Source organism: Dickeya ananatis, from assembly GCF_019464615.1.
GTDB lineage: Bacteria > Pseudomonadota > Gammaproteobacteria > Enterobacterales > Enterobacteriaceae > Dickeya > Dickeya oryzae.
In genome coordinates this window covers 1,726,852-1,741,364 of the sequence record NZ_CP040816.1, presented here as the reverse complement: position 1 = coordinate 1,741,364, position 14,513 = coordinate 1,726,852, and the positions used below count along the sequence as shown (strand labels likewise).

Sequence of the window (14,513 nt, the reverse complement as noted above, 5' to 3'; positions counted from 1 at the left end):
TCCATAAGAACACATCGATTTTATTTTTTTATTCTTTTCTTTATCTGTATATATATAGGGAAAATACAATGAAGATTAAGTTATTAACTTTGGCTGTTGCATCTCTGGTTAGCATTAATGCTTTAGCTGTATCCATCGATTATCGTCATGAAATGCAGGATACCGCTAAGGCGGGTCATAAAGACCGTCTGACAATTGCTCATCGCTTTGCTAATGGTTTCGGATTATCTTCTGAAGTGAAATGGGCGCAATCCAGCAATGACAAAACGCCGGATAAACCCTTTAATGAGCAAGTCAGCAACGGAACTGAAGTGATTGCCAGTTATGTTTACAAATTCAACAACACCTTTTCCATTGAGCCAGGTTTGTCTTTAGAATCAGGATCATCCGGCAACAACTATCGCCCTTACATTCGCGGTCGTGCTAATGTCACCGATGATTTGTCTGTCGCGTTACGTTATCGTCCTTACTTCAAACGTAATAGTGGCAATATTGGCAAGGACAATACGACAGATAAAGGTTATACGTTAACCGGTAATATCGACTATAACTTCCTGCAAGTTTACACCATCGGTTACGAGCTGGAGTATAAAAAAGCCACCTCGGGTGAGGTTGTTCTTGCCGACAACGATGATTACGAGATCACCCATAACGTGAAATTGTCTTATAAATGGGACAAGAATTGGAAACCCTATGTTGAAGTGGGTAACGTTGCCGGTTCTAAATCCACCGATGAACGTCAAACACGTTACCGTGTCGGTGTGCAGTACAGTTTCTAATTCACTGACCACGATATCTGGAATATTGCGTCAAAACGGATAATAACCGTGTTATTATTGCGACATTTTTATTATCCAGGTTAATATCTGCCAGAAATTAACCAAACCATCAATTCGTCATTTTAAATTTCTGTGCCTATTTCCCTTTATGGGAAATAATATTACTCGCCAGTTTGGGTAAACATTTTATTCTCTTCGATGAAATGTTTACCTGTTTTTTTATCCCCACCACCGTCATACTGACTCAATAAAAGCAATGGATAAACGGCTATGTTACTACGCAAATTCATTACAGGAACACTTATCATGTCTGTCAGTGGACTCACCTTCGCCGACACCACCTTCCCGATATGGCCGCAAGGCGACGCGCCCGGTGCGGTAACATCGTCAGTACAGCAGCAAGTGGTTGAACGCAGCAAAGACCCCACACTGCCAGACCGTGCTGTAACCGGCATACGCCGACCAGAAATCACGGTTTACGCGCCAGAAAACCCTAACGGCACCGCACTATTAATTACCCCTGGCGGCTCTTACCAGCGCGTCGTACTGGATAAAGAAGGCAGTGACCTGGCACCGTATTTCACTCAACAAGGTTACACCTTGTTCGTCATGACCTACCGTATGCCAGCCGATGGCCATCAGGAAGGTGCCGATGCGCCACTGGCCGATGCTCAACGCGCGATCCGCACCTTGCGTACCCATGCCGCACAATGGCGTATTAACCCGCACCATATCGGCGTGATGGGATTCTCTGCCGGTGGGCATGTTGCAGCCAGCCTCGGTACGCGTTTTGCACAAGCCGTTTATCCGGCTCAGGACGAAATAGACTACGCCAGCGCCCGCCCCGACTTTATGGTGCTGATGTACCCCGTCATCTCTATGCAGGAAAGTATTGCCCATCCAGGCTCGCGCAAAGCGCTGATAGGCTCGCGCCCCAGCGACGCACAAATTCAGCGTTATTCCGCAGAAAAACAGGTAGGTGCACAAACTCCACCGACATTTTTGGTACATGCGATTGATGACCCCTCGGTGTCAGTAGACAACAGCCTGGTGATGCTGGCAGCACTGCGAGAGCACCACATTCCAGCCGAAATCCATCTGTTTGAACAAGGGAAACATGGTTTTGGTATCCGAGGGACAACCGGACTACCTGCGGCTATGTGGCCACAGTTATTGAATAACTGGATAAAATCACTGCAATTAGATAAAAAGTCCAGGAATCAACCAGATAAAACATAACTGGTTACAGCGTCACACCTTCCGTCAACTGTTGCAATCTCTTATACTGTATAAAATGACAGTTTTTGAGATGTTTCATGACCGCGGAAGGCCACCTCCTGTTTGCCGTAGCCAGCGCAATCTTTGCAAAGAAAGCAGAACTCTCACCCGCTCTGGCAGCGGGTGACTGGTGGCATATTATTCCCGCCGCAATGCTAACAGCCCTGTTACCGGACATCGATCATCCTAAGTCGATTCTAGGCCAGCGTCTGAAGTGGATTTCCGTACCGATCGCCAGGTTGTGTGGCCACCGTGGTTTTACACATAGTTTGCTGGCGATATTGGTCGGCGTTTATGTCATTCGTACCCGGCTACCGGTCGGCTGGCCCTTACCGGGTGATGTCTACCATGCCATGATCGTGGGGTATTTAAGCCATATTGTCGCTGATATGCTGACGACCGCTGGCGTACCACTGTTATGGCCGTGCCGGTGGCGTTTTCGTCTGCCCATTCTCAATAGCGATAAAGGAAACCAACTGGAGCGCCTACTGTGCGTAGGCCTTATTCTGTTTATGTTATGGCAACCACAACAACCGCTGGAATCCTGGCACTACGGTGAACCCGCGCGCTGGTTGCAGCAATTCGGCCAACAATTGCATGAACTACTGATGCGTTAAATCAACGCCAACCTCGTTATTCCATTCGGTTTAATCAATGTTAGTTATCTCTATAACCGCAATATAAAAGACCTGCTATTCTACTGCGCTGGCTACGTTTCCTTCTGACCGTAGCGGTGATAAACATTAAAAAAAGGAGTAGTGGGATGAATTCTCCGCTGATAATAAATGTGCTTGTTTTTGCTATGCTACTTTTCGCACTCGGGTATGGCGGTAATAAAAGCTGGAGTCTGTCTACAAAGGTACTGCTGGGGCTGGTTACTGGCGTGCTGTTTGGGCTGGTATTACACCTGATTTATGGTGATGACAACCCGGTCATCCGACAATCCATCGCCTGGTTCAACATCGTCGGCAACGGCTATGTGCAATTACTGCAAATGATCGTAATGCCGTTGGTGTTCGTGTCGATTCTTAATTCAGTGGCGCGCTTACATAACGCGTCATCGCTGGGAAAAATCAGCCTGCTGGCTCTTGGTACGCTGCTGTTTACCACGCTGATCGCCGCCTTAATCGGTATCTTTGTGACCAATCTGTTTGGGCTTACCGCTTCAGGGCTGGTGCAAGGCTCACAGGAAACCGCGCGGCTGTCGACCATTCAGACGACTTATGTTGGTAAGGTCGCAGACCTGAACGTACCACAACTGCTGCTGTCGTTTATTCCGAAAAACCCGTTTGCCGACCTGACCGGTGCCAACCCGACGTCAATCATCAGCGTGGTCATTTTCGCGGCCTTCCTTGGCGTCGCCGCCCTGCATCTGGTCAAAGACGATGCGGTGAAAGGTGAACGCGTACTGACATCGATTGATACCTTGCAATCCTGGGTAATGAAGCTGGTCCGTCTGGTTATGCGCCTCACACCTTATGGCGTGATGGCATTGATGACCAAAATGGTCGCCAGCTCTAACCTACAAGATATCCTCAAGCTCGGCGGTTTTGTCGTGGCGTCCTATCTTGGCCTGGGATTAATGTTTGGCGTGCATGCCGTGTTACTGGCGTTGACGGGCATCAACCCTGCCCGCTTCTACCGCAAAGTCTGGCCGGTGCTGAGCTTCGCGTTCACAAGCCGTTCCAGCGCGGCCACTATCCCGCTGAATATTGAAGCGCAGACGCGCCGTATCGGCGTACCAGAATCTATCGCGAGCTTTGCCGCGTCGTTTGGTACCACCATCGGTCAGAATGGTTGTGCGGGGTTATATCCGGCAATGCTGGCCGTCATGGTCGCCCCAACGGTTGGCATCAATCCGTGGGACCCAATGTGGATAGCCACTCTGGCCGGCATTGTCACCCTCAGTTCGGCCGGTGTCGCAGGTGTTGGCGGCGGAGCCACCTTCGCTGCGCTGATTGTCCTGCCAGCCATGGGCTTACCTGTGACACTGGTGGCGCTGCTGATTTCGATTGAACCACTCATCGATATGGGCCGCACCGCGCTTAACGTCAGCGGTTCCATGACTGCGGGTACCGTAACCAGCCAATTGCTCAGGCAAACCGATAAAGTCGTGTTTAATCAGGATGATGACACGGCATTAACGCACCGTTAATCCCTGTCGCAATGTTATAAAGCCATGCCGACAACGTTGATGTTCTTCGCGTCGGCATGGCACTTCACGTCGACATAGCATTAACCACTTAGAATTTCGGGTTGGTGTCGTATTCCTGGCAGCTCTGGAACCCCTTGTTCAGTACATGTCCAGTCTCATCAAAGCTGACAAAGTAGTACTGCACCTTACCGTCTCGGGTACCTAGCACATAAGTATTACAGGTTCCCCTGGCATGAAGCATCGTGGCCTGCGTCGACGCAGGTCCGGCAATCTGATTCACCTCCTGACGACTCATGCCTTTTTTCACGTCCTTCACCACCGGTTTAGTGAAAAAATTTTCTGCACGATCGTAAGCCACACACCCAGTGAGCATCAGGGTACTTGCTGCGATACACAGGAATAAATCACGTTTCTTCATGGAATGACCTCACTCATTCGCTATCGGTGTTGCTAAGACTAGATAGCAGGCTCGGCTTTTTCAAATACCTTATTGTCTTTCAACAGGCTGATAATTGGCGAAAAAGCCCCCGATCCACTGTAAAACCTCCGGCTTTTTCTTGTTCTTTTACTCCGTCGGAATTAACGTTACTCTTTGGCGATGTGAGTAATTGTTCTGGCACATCAATAGGTTCAGTAGGGGGTGGACATGTCATTACAGCAAGAAATCATTCGGGCGCTCGGGGTAAAAAACGCGATTGATCCGGCACAGGAAATCCGGGTGAGCGTTGATTTTTTAAAGAATTATCTGAAGGCGCACCCGTTCGTCAAAAGCCTGGTACTGGGGATCAGCGGCGGGCAGGATTCGACGCTAACTGGCAAATTATGCCAGACCGCTATCACCGAATTGCGTCAGGAAACCGGCAAGGCTGATTATCGCTTTATTGCGGTACGACTGCCGTATGGCGTGCAAGCTGATGAGCAAGACTGCCAGGATGCGATTCAGTTTATCCAGCCTGACCAGGTACTGACCGTCAATATCAAACCGGCAGTAGATGCCAGTGAAGCGACGCTGCGCGCCATCGGTATTGAGCTGTCTGACTTCGTCAAAGGCAACGAAAAAGCGCGTGAGCGTATGAAAGCACAGTACAGCATCGCGGGCATGAACGCGGGTTTGGTGGTGGGTACCGACCATGCAGCGGAAGCCGTCACCGGTTTCTTCACCAAGTACGGTGACGGCGGCACCGACATTAACCCGATTTTCCGTCTCAACAAGCGACAGGGTAAAGCCTTACTCAAGCTGCTGGGGTGCCCGTCCCACCTTTACACCAAAGCGCCAACAGCAGACCTGGAAGATGATCGTCCATCCTTACCGGATGAGATGGCTCTCGGCATCACTTACGAGAAAATTGACGATTATCTGGAAGGCAACACGCTTGATCCGATCGACGCCGCGATCATCGAAAGCTGGTATCGTAAAACCGAGCATAAACGCCGCCCACCGATTACCGTTTTTGACGACTTCTGGCGTTAATAACCGCGTCACTGCGTTAATTTCTCTGGGCAGATACGACTATCGGCATCTGCCCGCTTTCTTGCTACGTGATAGTCAATAGCCATGATAGTCGATAATCATTAATGATACCCATAACCCCTCGCCGCGCTACGCTGGCTGGCTTGCTGGCAATCGTACTCTGGAGCACTTCTGTCGGGGTGATTCGTAGCCTGACCGAAGCATTAGGAGCGTTAGGCGGCGCCGCCATGATTTACACCACCAGCGCGATATGCTTGCTGTTATTCGGGCATCGCCCCACCTTTCGTACTCATGCCAGGATCTACCTGCTACTCGGCGGAGCTTTATTTGTCAGTTACGAAATCTGTTTTTCATTGTCGATTGGGATGGCACAAAACCGTCTGCAGGCAATGGAACTGGGAATGATTAATTACCTGTGGCCTTGCCTGACCATTCTGTTTTCGCTGTTTATCAATCAACAAAAAAGTCGATTATGGCTGTGGCCGGGCCTTGCCCTTTCAATAACCGGTATTCTGTGGATTCTGAAAGGTCACGGTGACTGGACTCCCACCCTGATGTGGCAGAATGTCAGCACCAACCCGCTAGCTTATTGCATGGCTCTGGCCGCGGCACTGGTTTGGGCGTTGTACTGCAATATCTCGCGCCGTTTCGGCAATGGCAAAAGTGGCATCCTGCTGTTTTTCATCGTTACGGCGGTGGTGCTGTGGGGGCAATATCTGCGCAGTGACGCGCCGACGTTCTCTTTTTCGATTCGCACCCTGCTCGAATTGCTGTTTATCGGCGGTTCAACGGCATTGGCCTATGCCGCGTGGGATACCGGTATTCAACGCGGCAACATGGCATTACTGGCAACGGCGTCTTATTTTACCCCGATACTGACGACGCTGATGGCGGCGCTGTGGCTACAAACCACGCCTTCAGTAGCGTTCTGGCAAGGCGTTATCATGGTGACGCTGGGGGCGCTGCTGTCCTGGCTGGCAACACGCGGAGCACCTTAAACGGCGACAGGATTGTGTTTCTCGATTAAAATGCATCCATTATGCAACTTAATGGTCACCATGGGAGCACAGCAATGTCTTCTTCCTCCGGCAAACGTATTCAACGGGAAATCCGTACCATTCAGGCGATGATCACGTTGTATGAACGTGCCTTTCCAGCCCCAGCCGATGACGCGGATTATTATGTCAGGCTGCAGGACTACGCCTTGAACCGGCTAGAAAAATGTTACTACGGGGAAAACAAACCCGCCTGTAAACAATGTCCGATCCATTGCTATCAGCCTGCGAAGCGAGAGGAAATCAAGGTTGTCATGCGGTGGGCCGGGCCAAGAATGCTGTTGCACCATCCAATACTGGCAATCCGACATCTGTTAGACGACCGTAAACCAACACCTGCCGCGCCGCAACGCCCGCGCACAGTACTCCAGCGCAAAACAGTAGTCCAGCGCAAAGTAGTCCAGAACGAAGTAGTAAAAAGGCCTGAATCGACTACTATATTTTCAGACGATTCTGCAAAAGGAAAAGGCCGCTAATGCGGCCTTTTTGTCAAATCAGGACTCTTTGGGTGACGCGTTTTCCACTCTGCTCTTTAATTTCTGCCCTGGACGGAACGTAACGACCCGACGCGCCGTAATCGGAATATCTTCGCCGGTTTTTGGGTTACGTCCCGGGCGCTGGTTCTTGTCCCGCAAATCAAAGTTGCCAAACCCCGACAACTTAACCTGCTCACCATTTTCCAGAGCGCGCCGGACTTCTTCGAAAAACAACTCGACGAGCTCTTTGGCATCCCGTTTGCTGAGCCCAAGCTTTTCAAACAGGTATTCAGACATTTCAGCTTTAGTAAGCGCCATAGGTTAATCCCTCAAGGATGCTTGGAATCGCTGTTTTAGTGCTGCTACACATTGCGCAACGGTAGCGGCAATTTCCTCTTCTGCCAGTGTACGAGCGGTATCCTGCAATACCAGACTGATAGCAAGACTCTTATACCCTTCCGCTACGCCCTTGCCCCGGTACACGTCAAATAAGTTTACGCCAACTAACTGATTTGCGCCAACTTTCTTGCACTCGTTCAAAACATCGCCAGCAGGCACGCTTTCAGCCACTACCACAGCGATATCACGACGGTTTGCCGGGAAACGAGAAATGTCCGCCGCCTCTGGCACCACACGATCAGCGAGCTTATCCCACAGCACTTCAAACACCACGGTACGACCGTTCAAGTCCAGCTTGCGTTCTAGTTCCGGATGAACAACACCGATATAACCGATACGCTCGCCAGCCAGATAAATAGCCGCACTCTGCCCTGGGTGCAATGCTGAGTGGCTCTCTGCGCGAAACTCAATCGCAGACAGTTTCCCAGTCAATGCCAATACCGCTTCCAAATCGCCTTTCAAATCATAGAAGTCAACGGTCTGACGTGCCAGATCCCAATGCTCTTCGTAGCGAGTCCCTGTGATAACCCCTGCCAGCATAGTTTCCTGACGCACGCCCAAGTCAGCGCTCTGGTCTGGAACAAAGCGTAAACCGCTCTCAAACACCCGCAGACGGCTTTGTTGACGGTTCTGGTTATACACCACCGCCCCCAACAACCCACTCCACAGAGACAGGCGCATAGCGGACATTTCTACCGAAATTGGGCTCGGCAGAATCAACGCCTCTTCACCGGGATGAATCAGCGACTGAATTTTAGGATCAACGAAGCTGTATGTGATCGCCTCCTGAAAACCGCGATCCACCAACAACGTTTTCACACGCTTAAGCGTCAGACTCGCTTCGCGATGTTGCGTCATCTTCAGCGGCGCTTGAGTAGGAATATTCGGAATGTTGTTGTAGCCGTAAATACGAGCCACTTCTTCCACCAAATCTTCCTCGATAGCCATATCGAAACGCCAGCTCGGCGCAACCGCCTGCCAGCCATCAGCAGCTTTCGTCACCTGGCAGCCCAGACGGTTAAGAATATCGCTGACTTTCTCATCGGAAATCACATGACCAATCAACCGATCCAGCTTGTCGCGACGCAACGTAATGGTCGCACGTGCCGGTAAATCTTTTTCACTGCTCACATCCACGACCGGACCAGCGTCACCGCCACAAATATCCAGTAGCAGACGCGTCGCACGCTCGATTGCCTGATACTGCAATGCCGGATCGACACCACGCTCATAACGATGTGATGCATCTGTATGCAGACCATAACGGCGGGCACGCCCTGTAATCGACAGCGGATTAAAATAGGCACATTCCAGCAGCACATCTTGCGTGTCACCATTTACGCCAGAATGTTCACCACCAAAAATCCCACCCATCGCCAGCGCTTTTTGATGATCGGCAATCACGAGTGTATCAGCGCTCAGGGTAGCGTCAGTGCCGTCCAACAGGCGCAGGGGTTCCCCTTCTTTCGCCATGCGAACCACAATACCGCCTTCAAGACGATTAAGGTCAAACGCATGCATTGGCTGGCCGAGTTCCAGCAAAACATAGTTAGTGACATCCACAACCGGATCGATGGAGCGGATACCACAGCGGCGCAGTTTTTCACGCATCCACAGCGGCGTAGCCGCTTTCACATTGATACCTTTGACCACTCGCCCCAAATAACGCGGACATGCGTCACTCGCTTCAACCTGAATGGGGAATTGATCGGTAATCGTAGCGGGCACCGGCTCAGTCGTCGGCACCGTCAACGCCATCGCATTTAATACCGCAACGTCACGCGCCACACCCAAAATGCCCAGACAATCGGCACGGTTAGGGGTTACGCTGATCTCAATAGTATGGTCATCCAGTTTCAGGTATTCGCGGATGTCGGTACCCAACGGCGCATCGGACGGCAGTTCGATAATGCCGCTATGATCTTCGGAAATCCCCAGCTCGGAGAAAGAACACAGCATTCCCTCAGACGGTTCGCCACGCAGTTTGGCAGCCTTGATTTTGAAATCGCCCGGCAATACTGCGCCCACCGTGGCTACCGCCACCTTGAGCCCTTGACGGCAATTCGGCGCACCACAAACGATATCCAGCAAGCGCTCACCGCCAACATTCACCTTAGTGACACGCAATTTGTCCGCATTGGGATGCTGCGCACATTCCACGACTTCCCCGACAACCACACCATGGAAGGCACCCGCGACCGGCTCGACGCCATCCACTTCCAGGCCTGCCATCGTGATTTGTTCAGATAAGGCATCGCTGCTGATAGCTGGGTTAACCCATTCCCGTAACCAGAGTTCACTGAATTTCATCTTGATATTCCTGCCTTATTTAAACTGTTTGAGGAAGCGTAAATCGTTTTCGAAGAAGGCGCGTAAATCCGTCACGCCGTAGCGCAGCATGGTCAGACGTTCCATCCCCATACCGAATGCAAAGCCGGAATACACTTCCGGATCAATGCCGACATTACGCAACACGTTTGGATGCACCATGCCGCATCCCAATACTTCAAGCCATTTGCCGTTTTTGCCCATCACATCCACTTCGGCGGAGGGTTCGGTAAACGGGAAGTAGGACGGGCGGAAACGCACCTGTAAATCTTCCTCAAAAAAGTTGCGCAGAAAATCATGTAGCGTTCCCTTCAGATTGGTGAAGCTGATGTTTTTATCCACGATCAGCCCTTCCATCTGGTGGAACATCGGGGTATGTGTCTGATCGTAATCGTTACGGTAGACACGCCCCGGTGCGATAATACGGATCGGCGGCTGCTGTTTCTTCATCGTACGAATCTGTACACCGGATGTCTGTGTACGCAGCAGGCGGGTAGCATCGAACCAGAACGTGTCATGGTCAGCACGCGCCGGGTGATGTCCGGGAATATTCAATGCATCAAAGTTATGATAGTCGTCTTCGATTTCCGGGCCTGATGCCACGGCAAATCCCAGTTCGCCAAAGAAGGTTTCAATGCGATCAATCGTGCGGGTAATCGGATGCAGACCACCGTTTTCCATCGTCCGGCCAGGTAGAGAGACATCGATGGTTTCCGCTGCCAGACGGGCATTCAGCTCAGCATTTTCCAGCGTTTGCTTACGCGCATTCAGCGCGTCCTGTACTTCCTGCTTCGCCTGATTGATCACCGCGCCCGCGGCAGGACGCTCTTCAGCAGGCAGCTCGCGCAGCGAGGTCATCTGAAGGGTTAAGTGACCTTTTTTGCCCAGAAACTCGACGCGCACATTTTCCAGTGCGGCGACGTCTCCAGCCTGTTCTATGGCTGCTCTGGCTTTAGCAACCAGTTCTGCGAGATGTTGCATTGCATTCCTCTTCTTCTGCCTGTATGGCCGACAATCATGATTGGAAAGATACGGTTTTCAGTGCGCCAAACGTAACTATGACTACGAATTAAGAAATCCGAACCAATAAAAAAGCCTCCACAGAGGAGGCTTAGGCGCTACTTTTCGTTTCTCTTCTTACGCGCAAAGCCCCCGACGTTCAGGCGCTAAAGTAAAAAAAGAAACGGAAAATAGCAGCGTTCATACTTGCGTTACCTTTTGCTGTCATTGTTGATGCGTTATTACTTTCTAACCCGTTGACAATATACCAATTTCGCTCGTTCTGAAAGTCTTTCATCTACGATAGTGGAACATTGTCGGCTTTTTCACGGCGGCAAAGACGAAAAGAGGGAGACTAGCTCCCTCTTCCATCTGACTTACGCCAGAGCTGATTTCGCTTTTTCAACCAGTGCGCTGAAAGCCACTTTGTCGAATACGGCGATGTCAGCCAGAATCTTACGGTCGATTTCAACAGAGGCTTTTTTCAGGCCATTGATGAATTTGCTGTAAGACAAGCCATTCTGGCGGGCTGCTGCATTGATACGTGCAATCCACAGCTGGCGGAACTGACGTTTACGCTGACGACGGTCACGGTAAGCGTACTGACCAGCTTTGATTACTGCCTGGAAGGCAACACGATAAACGCGCGAACGGGCACCGTAGTAACCTTTCGCTTGTTTCAGGATCTTTTTGTGACGTGCGCGAGCAACCACACCACGTTTTACGCGAGCCATATGCTCTCTCCTAAAGTCTTAATTCTGAGTTAAAAAAAGTTACTTATGCGTAAGGCAGACATGCTGCAACCAGGCCCAGATCGCCTTTGGAAACCATGGCTTTCGGACGCAGGTGACGCTTACGTTTAGTCGCTTTTTTGGTCAGAATATGACGCAGGTTAGCATGCTTACGCTTGAAACCACCGCTGGCGGTTTTTTTGAAGCGTTTAGCGGCGCCACGTACAGTTTTAATCTTTGGCATTGTTATTTCCACTTCGCATTGTTAAACAATGAATCAGATAAGGCGAACAAAAACCGCGCTACGCGAAGGCAGCGCGGACGTTGTTACTTGAATGCCTTACTGTTTCTTCTTCGGTGCCAGCACCATAATCATCTGACGCCCTTCGATCTTGGTTGGGAACGACTCGACGACAGATAACTCATTCAGATCATCACGAATGCGGTTAAGCATTTCGATACCGATCTGTTGGTGCGCCATTTCACGACCGCGGAAACGCAGTGTGATCTTGGCTTTGTCACCATCTTCCAGAAAGCGAACCAGGTTGCGTAGTTTGACCTGATAGTCGCCATCATCGGTACCAGGCCGGAATTTGATTTCCTTGACCTGAATAACTTTTTGCTTCTTCTTCTGTTCTTTAGTGGCCTTACTCTTCTCGTAAAGGAACTTGCCGTAATCCATGATTCGGCAAACCGGCGGTTCGGCGTTCGGGCTGATTTCAACTAAATCAACACCTGCTTCCTCAGCTTTCTCTAACGCTTCATTCAGGCTAACAATACCAATCTGTTCGCCATCAACGCCCGTCAGACGTACCTCTTGTGCGCGAATTTCTCTGTTGATGCGATTAGGACGCGCCGGTTGAACTCGTTTTCCGCCTTTAATACCTTATTCCTCCAACTGATGAAGACTACGGCTGCGAATCTCTTCTTGCAGCTTCGTGATTACTTCACTGACGTCCAAACTTCCCAGATCTTTGCCGCGGCGGGTGCGAACAGCGACTTTTCCTGCTTCCACCTCTTTATCGCCACAAACAAGCATATAGGGAACACGCCGTAAAGTGTGCTCGCGGATTTTAAAGCCTATCTTCTCATTTCTCAAGTCCGCTTTAACGCGAATGCCCGCATCCTGCAATTTTCTTGTCAATTCGCTGACATAATCAGACTGACTATCCGTAATATTCATGATGACAGCCTGAACCGGTGCCAACCAGGTCGGGAAGAAACCGGCAAACTCTTCGGTCAAAATCCCGATAAAACGCTCCATCGACCCGAGAATAGCCCGATGAATCATGACAGGGACCTGACGCTCGTTGTTTTCGCCGACATAGGATGCACTCAGACGGCCTGGCAACGAGAAGTCCAACTGTACCGTACCGCACTGCCAGGCGCGATCCAGACAGTCATGCAACGTAAATTCGATTTTCGGACCGTAGAACGCGCCCTCACCCGGTTGATACTCAAACGGAATAGCGTTTTCAGTCAATGCCGCAGCAAGGTCTTCTTCAGCCCGGTCCCACATGTCATCACTGCCGATACGTTTTTCAGGACGCGTTGACAGTTTCACCACGATTTTCTCGAAACCGAAGGTGCTGTACATGTCGTAGACCATCTTGATGCAGCTGTTTACCTCGTCACGCACCTGCTCTTCGGTACAGAAGATATGGGCGTCATCCTGCGTAAAGCCGCGTACACGCATCAAACCATGCAGGGAACCTGACGGCTCATTACGATGGCAACTGCCGAACTCCGCCATACGCAACGGCAGGTCACGATAGGATTTCAGCCCCTGATTGAAGATCTGCACATGGCCAGGGCAGTTCATCGGTTTGACGCAGTATTCACGGTTTTCAGACGACGTCGTGAACATGGCTTCTTTATAGTTTTCCCAGTGCCCGGTTTTTTCCCACAGCACACGGTCCATCATGAACGGACCTTTAACTTCCTGATACTGGTATTCTTTGAGCTTCATGCGCACAAAGGCTTCCAGTTCACGGAAAATCGTCCAGCCATCGTTGTGCCAGAACACCATACCCGGCGCTTCTTCCTGCATATGGTACAGGTCTAGCTGCTTACCAATTTTACGGTGGTCACGTTTGGCGGCTTCTTCAAGGCGTTGCAGGTAGGCACTTAACTGTTTCTTATCCGCCCAGGCGGTACCATAAATACGCTGCAGCATTTTATTTTTGCTGTCACCGCGCCAGTAGGCACCGGAAGTTTTCTGCAGTTTAAAGTGGTGACAGAAACGCATATTCGGTACGTGCGGACCACGGCACATATCGATATATTCTTCATGGTGGTACAGCCCAGGGCGATCATCATGGCTGATATTTTCATCAAGAATCGCCACTTTATAGCTTTCGCCACGCGCCATAAACGTATCACGCGCTTCCTGCCAACTGACTTTTTTCTTAATAACGTCGTAGTCTTTGCCGGCCAGCTCATGCATCCGCTTTTCAAGCTGTTCCAGGTCTTCCTGTGTCAGCGTATGTTCCAGATCAACGTCATAGTAAAAACCGTTGTCGATGACCGGGCCAATCGCCATTTTGGTATCTGGCCACAATTGCTTGATAGCATGTCCCAGCAAGTGCGCACAGGAATGGCGAATAATTTCCATCCCCTCTTCGTCTTTGGCGGTGATGATGGCCAGCTGTGCGTCAGATTCAATAACATCGACCGCATCAACCAATTCACCATTAACGCGACCGGCAATACAAGCCTTCGCCAGGCCAGGGCCGATATCCAGCGCGACATCAAGAGGAGAAACGGCATGGTCGTAATGACGCTGACTGCCGTCAGGAAGCGTAATAACAGGCATGTAAATTCCCTTATTTGCAGTGGTGAG

Annotated in this window: 16 protein-coding genes and 1 other annotated feature; of the genes, 7 read left to right on the top strand and 9 right to left on the bottom strand. The window is 50.6% G+C overall.

Annotation, left to right across the window (positions count from 1 at the left end):
- Positions 1–68: 68 nt before the first annotated feature.
- From kdgM to FGI04_RS07575, 4 genes are all read left to right on the top strand, one after another.
- A complete protein-coding gene (gene kdgM, locus FGI04_RS07590) occupies positions 69–779 on the top strand; it encodes an oligogalacturonate-specific porin KdgM (protein WP_342700922.1) in 711 nt (236 codons plus the stop codon).
- A 270-nt stretch (positions 780–1,049) separates the two neighbouring features.
- Positions 1,050–2,018, top strand: a complete 969-nt coding sequence (paeX, locus tag FGI04_RS07585; RefSeq protein ID WP_407321431.1) for a pectin acetylesterase PaeX — start codon at positions 1,050–1,052, stop codon at positions 2,016–2,018.
- 77 nt (positions 2,019–2,095) lie between these two features.
- Positions 2,096–2,674, top strand: coding sequence for a metal-dependent hydrolase (locus tag FGI04_RS07580; RefSeq protein ID WP_342700924.1), 579 nt, complete (start codon positions 2,096–2,098; stop codon positions 2,672–2,674).
- A 146-nt stretch (positions 2,675–2,820) separates the two neighbouring features.
- Positions 2,821–4,212 (top strand): L-cystine transporter, encoded by a 1,392-nt coding sequence (locus FGI04_RS07575; RefSeq protein WP_407336531.1) that lies wholly within the window; start codon positions 2,821–2,823, stop codon positions 4,210–4,212.
- 88 nt (positions 4,213–4,300) lie between these two features.
- Here the strand turns inward: FGI04_RS07575 and osmE are convergent, their stop codons facing one another.
- The gene (osmE, locus tag FGI04_RS07570) at positions 4,301–4,630 is read right to left on the bottom strand and encodes an osmotically-inducible lipoprotein OsmE (protein ID WP_012884629.1); all 330 of its coding nucleotides are present in this window, start codon (positions 4,628–4,630) and stop codon (positions 4,301–4,303) included.
- A 228-nt stretch (positions 4,631–4,858) separates the two neighbouring features.
- Between osmE and nadE the strand changes: the two genes are divergently transcribed.
- The 3 genes from nadE (at position 4,859) to FGI04_RS07555 (ending at position 7,214) form a co-directional block, all read left to right on the top strand.
- The gene (nadE, locus tag FGI04_RS07565) at positions 4,859–5,683 is read left to right on the top strand and encodes an NAD(+) synthase (RefSeq protein WP_342700926.1); all 825 of its coding nucleotides are present in this window, start codon (positions 4,859–4,861) and stop codon (positions 5,681–5,683) included.
- A gap of 104 nt (positions 5,684–5,787) precedes the next feature.
- Entirely contained in the window at positions 5,788–6,681 is an 894-nt protein-coding gene (gene yddG / locus FGI04_RS07560; protein ID WP_407336530.1) for an aromatic amino acid DMT transporter YddG, read from the top strand.
- Positions 6,682–6,755: 74 nt separating this feature from the next.
- A complete protein-coding gene (locus tag FGI04_RS07555; RefSeq protein ID WP_342700928.1) occupies positions 6,756–7,214 on the top strand; it encodes a nitrous oxide-stimulated promoter family protein in 459 nt (152 codons plus the stop codon).
- Between the two features lie 18 nt (positions 7,215–7,232).
- Here the strand turns inward: FGI04_RS07555 and ihfA are convergent, their stop codons facing one another.
- The 8 genes from ihfA to thrS all read right to left on the bottom strand — a co-directional run bounded on the left by ihfA (position 7,233) and on the right by thrS (position 14,486).
- Positions 7,233–7,532 carry an integration host factor subunit alpha gene (gene ihfA, locus FGI04_RS07550; protein WP_012769674.1) on the bottom strand — a complete coding sequence of 100 codons (300 nt, stop codon included), beginning with the start codon at positions 7,530–7,532 and terminating at the stop codon, positions 7,233–7,235.
- A 3-nt stretch (positions 7,533–7,535) separates the two neighbouring features.
- Positions 7,536–9,923 carry a phenylalanine--tRNA ligase subunit beta gene (gene pheT / locus FGI04_RS07545; RefSeq protein ID WP_407273420.1) on the bottom strand — a complete coding sequence of 796 codons (2,388 nt, stop codon included), beginning with the start codon at positions 9,921–9,923 and terminating at the stop codon, positions 7,536–7,538.
- Between the two features lie 15 nt (positions 9,924–9,938).
- Complete coding sequence (gene pheS / locus FGI04_RS07540) at positions 9,939–10,922, bottom strand: phenylalanine--tRNA ligase subunit alpha (protein WP_012884624.1); 984 nt, start codon at positions 10,920–10,922, stop codon at positions 9,939–9,941.
- A 104-nt stretch (positions 10,923–11,026) separates the two neighbouring features.
- Positions 11,027–11,150: a sequence feature (Phe leader region), on the bottom strand.
- Positions 11,101–11,145: a pheST operon leader peptide PheM gene (gene pheM / locus FGI04_RS07535; RefSeq protein ID WP_106120997.1), complete on the bottom strand. Its 45-nt coding sequence runs from the start codon at positions 11,143–11,145 to the stop codon at positions 11,101–11,103. (Overlaps the previous feature by 45 nt.)
- Before the next feature lie 167 nt (positions 11,151–11,317).
- Entirely contained in the window at positions 11,318–11,674 is a 357-nt protein-coding gene (rplT, locus tag FGI04_RS07530; RefSeq protein WP_012769671.1) for a 50S ribosomal protein L20, read from the bottom strand.
- A 43-nt stretch (positions 11,675–11,717) separates the two neighbouring features.
- A complete protein-coding gene (gene rpmI / locus FGI04_RS07525) occupies positions 11,718–11,915 on the bottom strand; it encodes a 50S ribosomal protein L35 (protein WP_012769670.1) in 198 nt (65 codons plus the stop codon).
- A gap of 96 nt (positions 11,916–12,011) precedes the next feature.
- The gene (infC, locus tag FGI04_RS07520) at positions 12,012–12,554 is read right to left on the bottom strand and encodes a translation initiation factor IF-3 (protein ID WP_168364041.1); all 543 of its coding nucleotides are present in this window, start codon (positions 12,552–12,554) and stop codon (positions 12,012–12,014) included.
- Positions 12,555–12,557: 3 nt separating this feature from the next.
- Positions 12,558–14,486 carry a threonine--tRNA ligase gene (gene thrS / locus FGI04_RS07515; protein ID WP_342700931.1) on the bottom strand — a complete coding sequence of 643 codons (1,929 nt, stop codon included), beginning with the start codon at positions 14,484–14,486 and terminating at the stop codon, positions 12,558–12,560.
- Between the last annotated feature and the right edge of the window lie 27 nt (positions 14,487–14,513).